This window comes from Methylobacterium sp. WL18 (assembly GCF_008040015.1).
Taxonomy (GTDB): domain Bacteria; phylum Pseudomonadota; class Alphaproteobacteria; order Rhizobiales; family Beijerinckiaceae; genus Methylobacterium; species Methylobacterium mesophilicum.
Window position 1 is genome coordinate 1 of sequence record NZ_VRVD01000205.1, and the last position, 7,658, is coordinate 7,658.

Annotated in this window: 7 protein-coding genes; 3 read left to right on the forward strand and 4 right to left on the reverse strand. The window is 71.2% G+C overall.

Annotated features, from left to right (window positions below; translation table 11 throughout):
- The first annotated feature begins 306 nt into the window (after positions 1-306).
- Positions 307-639, forward strand: a complete 333-nt coding sequence (locus FV228_RS15455) for an MmcQ/YjbR family DNA-binding protein (RefSeq protein WP_147855440.1) — start codon at positions 307-309, stop codon at positions 637-639.
- A gap of 286 nt (positions 640-925) precedes the next feature.
- Here the strand turns inward: FV228_RS15455 and glmM are convergent, their stop codons facing one another.
- The 3 genes from glmM to FV228_RS15475 form a co-directional block, all read right to left on the reverse strand.
- Positions 926-2,269, reverse strand: a complete 1,344-nt coding sequence (gene glmM, locus FV228_RS15460; RefSeq protein ID WP_147855434.1) for a phosphoglucosamine mutase — start codon at positions 2,267-2,269, stop codon at positions 926-928.
- 122 nt (positions 2,270-2,391) lie between these two features.
- Positions 2,392-3,138, reverse strand: coding sequence for a sulfite exporter TauE/SafE family protein (locus FV228_RS15465; RefSeq protein WP_147855435.1), 747 nt, complete (start codon positions 3,136-3,138; stop codon positions 2,392-2,394).
- Between the two features lie 530 nt (positions 3,139-3,668).
- The gene (locus tag FV228_RS15475) at positions 3,669-4,772 is read right to left on the reverse strand and encodes an ISAs1 family transposase (RefSeq protein ID WP_147855437.1); all 1,104 of its coding nucleotides are present in this window, start codon (positions 4,770-4,772) and stop codon (positions 3,669-3,671) included.
- Positions 4,773-5,012: 240 nt separating this feature from the next.
- On the opposite strand from FV228_RS15475, the gene pdxA reads away from it, so the two are divergent.
- Positions 5,013-6,131: a 4-hydroxythreonine-4-phosphate dehydrogenase PdxA gene (gene pdxA, locus FV228_RS15480; RefSeq protein WP_147855438.1), complete on the forward strand. Its 1,119-nt coding sequence runs from the start codon at positions 5,013-5,015 to the stop codon at positions 6,129-6,131.
- Entirely contained in the window at positions 6,128-6,982 is an 855-nt protein-coding gene (gene rsmA / locus FV228_RS15485) for a 16S rRNA (adenine(1518)-N(6)/adenine(1519)-N(6))-dimethyltransferase RsmA (protein WP_147855439.1), read from the forward strand. The genes pdxA and rsmA overlap by 4 nt, the downstream gene beginning before the upstream one ends.
- A 219-nt stretch (positions 6,983-7,201) precedes the next feature.
- Here rsmA and FV228_RS15490 read toward each other — a convergent pair.
- Positions 7,202-7,658 (reverse strand): TIM44-like domain-containing protein (locus FV228_RS15490; RefSeq protein ID WP_187277767.1); only part of this gene is annotated, 457 nt, incomplete at its 5' end.

Sequence of the window (7,658 nt, forward strand, 5' to 3'; positions counted from 1 at the left end):
CGCGGCAGCGGCCAGGCAGGGCGCGCCGACGCTCGCCGCGAGCGTCAGGCTGCGCACCAAAGCGTTCAGCTTGGAGCGGGCCATGGAGATTCCTTCACTGGGCTCGTGTGCCGGAGGCTTGGCATGCCGGCTCTGATGACGAGGCGAAGGATGGATCGAACGTCTTAAATCCGGCTTAACGTTAAATGTTAGCCTTGCCGGCTGCTTACGGGCCGCAAACCTGCAACCCAGGGACGGATTTGCTAGTCTTGGCTGCACCATTCCGCACGATCACGACGACGCCCGCCCGTGGGCCGGGCTGAGCCGGTGCTGCCCGAGGACGTGCGCATCCTGGCGCTGATGCTGCCGGAGACGGTGGCGGGCGCCCATCGCGGCAACCCGGATTTCCGGGTCGGCGGGCGGGTGTTCGCGACCCTGTGGGTCGAGGAGGCCCGGGTGGTGCTGCGCTTGGCCCCCGTGGACCAGGCCGAACTGTGCGAGGCCGAGCCGGACCTGTTCACGCCCCTCGACGGCGCCTGGGGCCGGCGCGGCTGGACCAATCTCGACCTCGATCTCTGCGAGGAGGAATCCCTGCGCGCCGCCCTGCTGGCGGCTTGGCGGACCACCGCACCGGCCGTGCTGCGCGCCGCCTACGCGTGAGCACCTCGTGGAATCAGCGCTCCTGAGCAGATCACGCGCGCCTTTTCCCGGACAGGTGAAGCGAAGCGGAACCTGATCCGGGACCCAGCACACGAAGCGCCGCGCCAGCGGCACAGGTCGATCGGACGGACGCTTCGCGCCGTCGTGTGCTGGGTCCCGGGTCGCATTCCGCTGGCGCTGCATGCGCCCGGGAAAAGGACCGTGCAGGCCGGCTCGACGCCATGTCCTGGCTCTCAGCCCAACACCTTGAAAGGGCCGGGCCGCAGGCTCTTTGGGACCCCGGATCTTAGGCCGCGACCTTGGTCACCGCCTCGACCACCTCGTCGACCACCTCGTTGACCAAGCCGCGGTCGTCGCCCTCGGCCATCACGCGGATCACCGGCTCGGTGCCGGAGGGGCGGATCACCAGGCGGCCGCCATTCCCCAGCCGGGCGCGGGCCTGGGCGATGGCGCTGACCACGCTGTCCTGGCTCAGCGGCTCGCCGGCCCGGTAGCGGACGTTCTTGAGGATCTGCGGCAGCGGGTCGAAGCAGTGGCAGACCTCGCTCACCGGCCGGCCCTGGCGCTGCACCACGCTCAGGATCTGCAGGGCCGCCACCAGGCCGTCGCCCGTGGTGGTGTAGTCCGACATGATGATGTGGCCGGATTGCTCGCCGCCGAGGTTGTAGCCGTGCTCGCGCATGTGCTCGAGCACGTAGCGGTCGCCGACCGCGGTGCGGGCCAGCGACAGGCCGAGGCCGCCGAGAAAGCGCTCCAGGCCGAGATTGGACATGATGGTGGCCACCAGCCCCGGCTGGGTGAGCCGGTCGTCCTCCTGCCAGGAGCGCGCGACCACCGCCATCAGCTGGTCGCCGTCGACCACGTGGCCCTTCTCGTCGACGATCAGCACCCGGTCGGCGTCGCCGTCCAGCGCGATGCCGATATCGGCCCGGCGCTCGCGCACCTTGGCGACCAGGGCGGCCGGGGCGGTGGAGCCGACATCCCGGTTGATGTTGAACCCGTCCGGCTCGGTACCGATGGCGATCACCTCGGCGCCGAGCTCCCACAGGGTCTCGGGGGCGACCCGGTAGGCGGCGCCGTTGGCGCAATCGACCACCACCCGCAGGCCGTCGAGGGTCACGTGCCGGGGCAGGGTGCGCTTGGCGAATTCGATGTAGCGGGCATGCACGCTCTCGATCCGCTTGGCCCGGCCGAGGTCGGCGGAGCCGGCGAGCCGGGTATGCAGCTCGGCGTCGATCAGCTCCTCGATCTCGCGCTCGATCGCGTCGTTGAGCTTGAACCCGTCGGGCCCGAACAGCTTGATGCCGTTATCCTCGAAGGCGTTGTGCGAGGCCGAGATCATCACCCCGATATCGGCCCGCATCGAGCGGGTCAGCATCGCCACCGCGGGGGTCGGCACCGGGCCGAGCAGCAGCACGTCCATGCCCACCGAGGTGAAGCCCGCCACCAGGGCGGTCTCGATCATGTAGCCGGAGAGGCGCGTGTCCTTGCCGATCACCACCCGGTGGCGGTGGTCGCCGCGCTGGAACACCAGGCCCGCCGCCTGGCCGACCTTGAGGGCGAGTTCCGGGGTGATCACCCCGTTGGCCCGGCCCCGGATGCCGTCGGTTCCGAAATACTTGCGCGCCATCACGATCTCCGGTGCCGGGCCTCTCGTCCGGCCAACGCGGCGACAGAGTAGCGCGACAGACCTTAGCAGATTGGATTGCCCCGGGTGCTCCCCGACAAACACGGTCGAAATGCGGCGTCGCCTTACAGCACCCGCGGGAGCGCCGCCGCCAGCAGCGTCACGCCGGAGACCGTCAGCAGGCCGAGCACAACCCGGCGGAAGGCCGTCTCGCTCAGGCCGACATAGACCCGGGTGCCCAGCAGGACCGGGATCAGCATGGCGGGCAGCACCACGGCCAGCATCGGCAGCGCCGTGCGGGTGACGAGGCCCGAGCCGAGATAGACCAGCATGGTCACGGCCAGCATGGTCAGGTTGAAGTTCTGGATGATCGTGCGCTGGACGTCGCGCTCGTAGCCGCGCAGCACGCACCACAGGGTCGGCAGCGTGCCGGTGAAGCCGCCGAGCCCGCCGAGCAGGCCGCCGCTCAGGCCGACGACGGCATCCGCCAGCCGCCCGCCCATGGTGATCCGCGGCAGGTCCTTGGCGAGCAGCATGGCCGGGCACCACAGCACCAGCAGGGTGCCGAGCACCACCTTGAACCAGTCCGCATTGAGCTGCGGCAGCAGCAGCACGCCCAGTGGAATGCCGGCGAGCCCGCCCAGCACGAACGGGGCGAGGCGGGCCCGGTCGAAGCCGCGCCGGACCGTGACGGCGGCGACGATCTGCCCGGTGAGCGACCCGGCGACGGCCAGGACGGCGGCGAGCTGCGGATCGATCACCCAGGCCCAGAACGACAGGGCCACGAGCCCGAAGGCGAAGCCCGACAGCCCCTGCACGAACCCGGCGACCGCGGCCCCGAGGCCGACGACGAGATAGACGGACAACGCCATCGGGTACGCGGCTCGGAAAGATCCCCGTCCCCGGTCTTTCCGATTCGCTGCCCGGATCCGAGCCTCCGGCCGAGCTTGCGGGGGGTGTTCCCGGACAGGCGGGGCGGATTGTCATGGGGGGCGAGGCAGGACGGGCCCACCCTCCCCCTCTGCCTATCGGATTCACACATCCTCGGATGTGCCGCGGGTCCCCTCTCCCGTGCGGGAGAGGGACAGGGTGAGGGATGCGCGTTTTCCGGAAAGACCTGGTCCCTCACCCCAACCCTCTCCCGCACGGGAGAGGGGGCGCGTGGCGGCTTTCGCAAGCCGATGTGTGAAACATCGCTGCTGAATGAGTCTGAGGGCCAGACGCACGCGCGTCTCCCTCCCCCCTCTGCGGGGGAGGGTGGCCCCCGAAGGGGGTCGGGAGAGGGGAGCAACGGTGCAGGATAGGGCGCTCACCCTCACGCCTGCTCTGCTCCATCCGGAAGCCGGGTTCCCCTCTCCCGACCCCTGCTGACGCAGGGGCCACCCTCCCCCGCAAAGCAGGGCTATCGCATTTGGCTGATGAGGCTGAGCAAGTATGTGTCGTTCCATGCGGCGCGCTTGATTTTGGCGCGGATGGATCCCTTCGCGGTGTCGGCGCGCAGGAGGTTGAGAGCGAGGCGGCGCAGGATGGCGAGGTTTTCGGCGGTGCGATCGTTGCGGGTGTGGATGCGATCTTCGGCAAGCGCCACGTCGAGCAGCCAATGCTGGTTGTTCTCGATGCTCCAATGGACGCGCACGAGGCGGAGCGCTTCGGCGGGTTCGACGGTGCGCGACAGGGCGATGTAGCGGGTCTGCCGCTCGGTGGTGTCGCCGATCCGGCGCAGGCTGTCGATCCGGGCCATGGCGGTGAGGCCGGGGAAGCGGTAGGTCTCGGCCCAATCGGGCACGGGCTGAACCCAGGCCGTGCGTGTCTCGTGGCGGCCATGAGCGGCGTCCGTCGTGATGGCGGCCTCGGCCGGGTCGGGGTTGGCGAACAGGTCCTGGGCGGCCCGATGCAGCGGTCCGCGATTGCCCTTGATGACCAGGGCATAAGCGCCGCCGCGCGCGCGGATCGCCTGGGCCGTGGCTCGGTTGCCGTGCAGGGCATCGGCCGTGACGGTGGCGGCCGTGAGGTCCAGAAGCGCGATGATGGCCCGGGCTGCCGTGACCTCGCTGCGGCCGGGCGCCCGCTGCACCCCGAGGACGAGACGCTGCTCGGCCGACCAGGCCGTGACCAGATGCAGGGGCTGCGTGCGCCGGGCTCGATCCACGGCCCCGCGCAGCGACTTGCCGTCGAGGGCGATGGTCTGGCCGCCGAGGCCGGCCTGCCCCGACAAGGCTTCGGCAAAGCGTTCCATGAAACGGCGGAAGGCCGCCTCGAACGGCTCCGGATCGAGCAGCCGGAACAGCCGGCTGAACGTGTCGTGGCTCGGGATGCCGTGCTTGAGCGCCAGCACCGAGCCGAGAAGATCGGCTTTGGGGGCGCCGAACTCGGCCATGTCGACGCAGGTCTCCGCGCCACACAGCACGGCCGCAAAGGCGATGAACAGGATCTCCGACAGGTCGTGCCGCGCATTGCCGGACCGAGGATCCGGAACCGCCGCGAAAAACACACCCAGACCGCCCATGCAGGATCTCCCGTGCTCCAGGAGACCTTAAAGAATCCAGTTCGCGCTTCGCCGAAAGACCCCGCTGCCAAATGCGATTCCCCTGCTCCCGACCCGGCCTGACGGCCGGCCCACCCTCTCCCGCAAAGGGGGGAGGGAAACGCGCATCTCACAGAGGTCGTGATCTTTGTCCGATCGGTGAGCCGTCGGGCCTCTCCTCAAAAGGATGCGCCCCCGCGCCACCGGCGCTATAGACCCCCGATGCCGCCGCTCGCCCTCACCCTCGGAGACCCGGCCGGGATCGGCCCGGAACTCGCCCTCAGCGCCTGGCTCGGACGCGGCGGCCCGGATCCGTTGCCGCCGTTCTTCCTCGTGGCCGACCCGGACTTCATCGAGCGCCTGGCCAACCGGCTGAACCGGCCCGTCCCGGTGGCCGAGGTCGATCCCGAGACCGCCGCCGAGGTGTTTCCCCGGGCGCTGCCCGTTGTGCCGCTGCCGAGCGGCGCGACGGTGGCGGCCGAGCCCGGCGTCCCGGATTCCGGCAATGCCGGCGCGGTCATCGAGTCGATCACCGCCGCGGTGGCGTTCGTAGCGGCCGGGCGCGCCGGCGCCGTGGTGACCAACCCGATCGCCAAGTTCGTGCTGACCCGGGCCGGCTTCGCCCATCCGGGCCATACCGAGTTCCTGGCCGCCCTGTCGGTCGCCCCCGGCCGCACGCCGCCGCGGCCGGTGATGATGATCTGGAGCCCGGATCTCGCGGTCGTGCCTGTGACGATCCACGTCCCGCTCAAGGAGGTGCCGGGCCTGCTCACCCAGGAGCTGGTGGAGGAGACCGCCCGGATCGTCGCCCGGGACCTGCGCGACCGGTTCGGCTTGGCCGAGCCGCGCCTGGTGCTCGCCGGCCTCAACCCCCATGCCGGCGAGGCCGGGACCATCGGGCACGAGGACCGCGACGTGCTGGCCCCCGCGGTGGCGCGCCTGCGCGCGGCCGGGATCGACATCCGCGGCCCCCTGCCCGCCGACACCCTGTTCCACGCCCGCGCCAGGGCGACCTATGACGTCGCCCTGGCGCCGACCCACGATCAGGCGCTGATCCCGATCAAGACCATCGCGTTCGACGACGGCGTCAACGTCACCCTCGGGCTGCCCTTCGTGCGGACCTCGCCCGACCACGGCACCGCCTTCGACATCGCCGGGACCGGGGTGGCGCGGCCCGACAGCCTGATCGCCGCCCTGCGGCTGGCGCGGCGGCTCGCCGACACCGAGGCGGCCCGCAACGGTCCGGGCCCGGGCGGCGCCGACATCATCCCGTTCAGCATCTATGCCGGGCGACCGCGCGCCACGGGCGCCCAGCATTTCGACGCCGAGGACGAGCTGTGAGCGATGGAGACGGGCTGCCGCCCCTGCGCGAAGTCGTCGCCCGGCATGGGCTGGAGCCCAGGAAGGCGCTGGGCCAGAACTTTCTGTACGATCTCAACCTGACGGGCCGGATCGCCCGCGCTGCGGGGCCGCTCGAAGGCGTGACCGTCGTGGAGGTCGGCCCCGGCCCCGGCGGCCTGACCCGTGCGCTGCTGGCCGAGGGCGCGGCCCGGGTCGTGGCGATCGAGCGCGATCCCCGCGCCCTGCCGGCCTTGGCCGAGATCGCCGCGCATTATCCCGGCCGGCTGGAGGTGGTGGACGCCGACGCGCTGGCCTTCGATCCCCGCCCGCTGATCGGGACCGGCCCGGTCCGGATCGTCGCGAACCTGCCCTACAACGTCGGCACCGCGCTGCTCACCGGCTGGCTCGACGGCGCGGCCTGGCCGCCCTGGTGGGACCAGGCGGTGCTGATGTTCCAGCGCGAGGTCGCCGAGCGCATCGTCGCCGGCCCCGAGACCCGGGCGGATTACGGCCGTCTCGGCGTGCTGTGCGGCTGGCGCACCCAGGCCGACATCCTGTTCGACGTGAGCCCCTCGGCCTTCGTGCCGCCCCCGAAGGTGACGTCCAGCGTGGTGCGGCTGTTGCCCCGGGCGCAGCCCCTGCCCTGCCGGGCCGGCGCCCTGGAGGCCGTGACCCGGGCGGCGTTCGGCCAGCGCCGCAAGATGCTGCGCCAGAGCCTGAAGGCCCTGAGCCCCGAGCCCGGCGCCCTGCTGGCGGCGGCCGGGATCCTGGAGACGGCCCGGGCCGAGGAGGTGCCGGTGGCGGGGTTCGTGACCCTGGCCAACCTGTGGGACGCGGGGCGCGGACGGTAAAGTAGCCGGGCGCGCGTTCAGTAATTGCGCTCCCGCTCGAGCGACCACCCCGTCATTTCGGGCTCCGCTTCGCGACCCCGGAATGACGGGGTTGGATTTACAGCCGCCGGGCCGTTTGATCCTGTATCTGCCCAAAAAACAAAAAACCGGCGCCGCGGAAACGGCGCCGGCTCGATAACCGCGCCCCGGCCTGAACGGCCGGGACGCTGCATCCCAAGATCAACGGGTCTGCTGGATCGCCGAGAGCACCCAGCCGCGGCCGGGCTGGCGCTGGAAGGTCCAGAGCTCGACGGCCTCCGGGGCGGGCTCGGTCTTCACGACCCGGCCGCTGGCGCGGTCGACCATGACGTCCTTGAGGGCGTAGCGCATCGCCACGGTGGCGTAGTCGGTGCGGTCCTCGCCCCAGGCTTCCGCGAGGTCGCCCTGCAGCAGCTTCACGTCCGTAATCTTGTTGACCACGCCCTGGGCGGCGTTGTTGCGCAGCTCTTCGTCGAAGTAGCCGGCCATCTCGGGCGTCGCCAAGTTGCCGAGCGTCACCCGATCTTCGCGGGTGTAGGCGTCCTGGATGTCGCCGAGCAGGCGCTCGAACGCCTGGTAGTCGGCCGGGCCGACCTCGACCTTGCGGGTCTGGACCGGACGCGCGCCGCCGAACGAACCGCCGGCCGCCGGGGCCTGG